Annotated in this window: 2 protein-coding genes; one reads left to right on the forward strand and one right to left on the reverse strand. The window is 60.3% G+C overall.

The annotated features are described in order from the left end of the window. The first annotated feature begins 98 nt into the window (after positions 1-98). Complete coding sequence (gene dxs, locus NW829_RS04585) at positions 99-2,045, forward strand: 1-deoxy-D-xylulose-5-phosphate synthase (RefSeq protein ID WP_011433570.1); 1,947 nt, start codon at positions 99-101, stop codon at positions 2,043-2,045. 13 nt (positions 2,046-2,058) lie between these two features. Here dxs and NW829_RS04590 read toward each other — a convergent pair. Continuing rightward, on the reverse strand, positions 2,059-3,029 hold a 971-nt coding region (locus tag NW829_RS04590; protein WP_414416536.1), incomplete at its 5' end, for a tetratricopeptide repeat protein.

Consider the following 3,029-nt stretch of genomic DNA (forward strand, 5'->3'; position numbering starts at 1 on the left):
GGGGATCCCTGCATTCCTTGAAGTTTTGAGAGGGAGGGCTACAAAACCCCTCCTGAAAATGAATTAGAGTGAGATCACACCGGAAGGACGAGTCCATTATGCACCTGAGTGACATCACTCATCCCAACCAGCTCCGAAACCTGAACCTGAGCCAGTTGCGCAGCCTAGCCCGCCAGATTCGCGACAAACATCTGCAGACGGCTGCCAATTCCCCGGTCGGCTGTCATCTGGGGCCAGGGCTGGGGGTGGTGGAGCTGACCTTGGCCCTCTACAAGACCCTCGATCTGGATCGAGACAAGGTGATCTGGGATGTGGGGCACCAGGCTTATGCCCACAAAATGCTCACCGGCAGGTACCACAATTTCCACACATTGCGCCAGAAGGGGGGGATTTCCGGCTACCTGAAGCGCAGCGAGAGCCGCTTCGATCACTTTGGGGCGGGGCACGCTTCCACCAGCATCTCGGCAGCTTTGGGCATGGCCATCGCTCGGGATCGGCGGGGAGACAACTTCAAGGTGGTGGCCATCATTGGGGATGGTGCCCTGACCGGAGGCATGGCCTACGAAGCCATCAACCACGCCGGGCACCTGCCCAAGACCAACCTAATGGTGGTGCTCAACGACAACGGCATGTCTATTTCCCCCAATGTGGGGGCGATCCCTCGCTATTTAAACCGCCTGCGCCTCAGCCCGCCGGTGCAGTTTTTGGCCGACAGCCTAGAAGAGCAACTGAAGAACCTGCCCCTACTGGGATCCAGCCTCAGCCCAGAAATTGACCGCCTCAAGGAAACGGTGAAGCTGGTTACCGCTGTGCAAAACAACAAAGCCGGCATTATCTTTGAGGAGCTGGGCTTTACCTACGTGGGGCCGGTGGACGGGCACAACCTGGCGGAGTTGTTGGATGCCTTTGAGTTGGCCCACGGCATCTCCGGCCCGGTACTGGTGCATGTAGCTACCGTCAAAGGCAAGGGCTACCCGCCTGCCGAAGCGGAACAGGTGGGGTATCATGCCCAATCCCGCTTCGACCTGGCCACCGGCAAGCCCTACCCGCCCACCAAGCCCAAGCCCCCCAGCTACAGCAAGGTCTTTGGCCATGCCCTCTGCAAGCTGGCCGAGCGGGATCCCCGCATCATCGGCATCACCGCCGCTATGGATACGGGCACTGGCCTGGATAAGCTCAAGGAAAAGCTGCCGGATCAGTTTGTGGATGTGGGGATCGCCGAGCAGCACGCTGTAACGTTGGCGGCTGGCATGGCCTGTGAGGGAATGCGGCCAGTGGTGGCCATTTATTCCACCTTCTTGCAGCGGGCCTACGACCAGATCATCCACGATGTCTGTATCCAAAAGTTGCCGGTCTTCTTTTGCTTGGATCGGGCGGGAGTTGTAGGAGCCGATGGCCCCACCCACCAAGGCATGTACGACATCGCCTATCTGCGCTGCATTCCGGAAATGGTGCTAATGGCTCCCAAAGATGAAGCGGAGCTACAGCGCATGGTGGTGACCGGGATCCAGTACACCCAGGGCCCCATCGCCATGCGTTACCCGCGCGGATCTGGCGTGGGGGTGCCTCTGGCAGAAGAGGGATGGGAACCCCTGCCCATCGGCAAAGCCGAGGTGTTGCGCAGCGGCGGCGAGGTGCTGATCCTGGCCTATGGGTCGATGGTGCATCCCAGCCTGCAGGCGGCGGAGATCTTGAAAGAACACGGCATCTCAGCCACGGTGGTCAATGCCCGCTTCGCCAAGCCTCTGGATACTGAGCTGATCCTGCCTTTGGCCGAACAGAGCCGCTTGGTGGTGACGGTGGAAGAAGGTTGCCTCATGGGTGGGTTTGGCTCGGCAGTGGCCGAAGCCCTGCTCGACGCCGACCTGGCAGTGCCCTTGTTGCGCTTGGGGGTGCCGGATGTGTGGGTGGAGCACGCCACCCCCGAGGAATCCTTGGCAGAACTAGGCTTGAACAGCGCCGGGATTGCCGAGCGGATTCGGGCCAAGTTTCAGGCACGAGTTCTCAAGGGATCCCCTGCAGAACTTCCCACTGTCAATTCCTAAATCTATCCTGAATCTATTCTGAGAGGCCCATCCGCCGGTTGAACTGCTCGATGGCGGCTTGCTGCAGAGCTTCTGCAACAGGGCGGGTGCGCAGGAGGATCTGCACATCCCGCAGCAGGTTTTCTCGCCACAGGTTCTCCCGCAACACCTGCAGGCGGGCATAGTTGGGATCCAAGCGCATGGCCTTTGCCCCCAGTTCCTCAGCCCGTTCGGTTTCTCCCCGAATGTAGAGGGCAGTCGCCAGGGCCAAATAGGGCTCTGCCACAGAGTCGTTCATCTCTATCGTGCGTTCCCAGCGATCGATGGCGGCGTCCAGATCCCCCTGCTCATAGTCCACCAAGCCCATGTTGTTCATGGCCGGCCAGTAGGCGGGATCCAACTGCAAGGTCTTCTCATATTCCTGCCGGGCCGCATCCCACCGATCCAGCATGAGGTAGGCATTGCCCAGTTGGAAGCGGGCATTGGGGTTATCCGGTTGCAGGGCAACCGCTCGTTCCAGAGTCTCAGCGGCGGCAAAGTAGCTGCCCTGCCGCAAATAAGCCGATCCCAGCGAGTAGAGGACATCCCCATCTTGAGGAGATAGGGCGCGGGCCTTTTGCAACGATGCAATGGCTTGCTCCAAGTCCCCCAGTTCTAGGTGGACGTTGCCCAAAACGTAGAGTAGCTCTGAGGAGTTGGGCACCATGGACACGGCCAGTTGCAGGCGGCGCAGCGCTTCTTCCGTTTGACCAAACTGGGCCAGCCGCAGCGAGTCGGTGGCCAGTTGTAGCGCTTGGGCCTGCATCAAGCCCCCATTGGGCAGAGGGACGTGCAGCAACACCTGGGCCTGGGCAGAGCTCCACCCTCCCATCCCCAACACAACTGCCAGGCCCACCGACAAGGCTCGCCAGGGCCGGACGGATAACCGGAACAACAGTGGCGGCATGATACCCACGCAATAAACAGGCCATGCCCATGTTAGCTGCAACAGCCGGGGATCCCTAC

The sequence above is a fragment of the Synechococcus sp. R55.8 genome, assembly GCF_047461895.1.
Classification (GTDB): domain Bacteria; phylum Cyanobacteriota; class Cyanobacteriia; order Thermostichales; family Thermostichaceae; genus Thermostichus.

What these genes read in the sequence shown, in the direction of transcription:
- dxs (WP_011433570.1), top strand. Translation starts at nt 99, where the DNA reads ATGCACCTGAGTGACATCACTCATCCCAACCAGCTCCGAAACCTGAAC.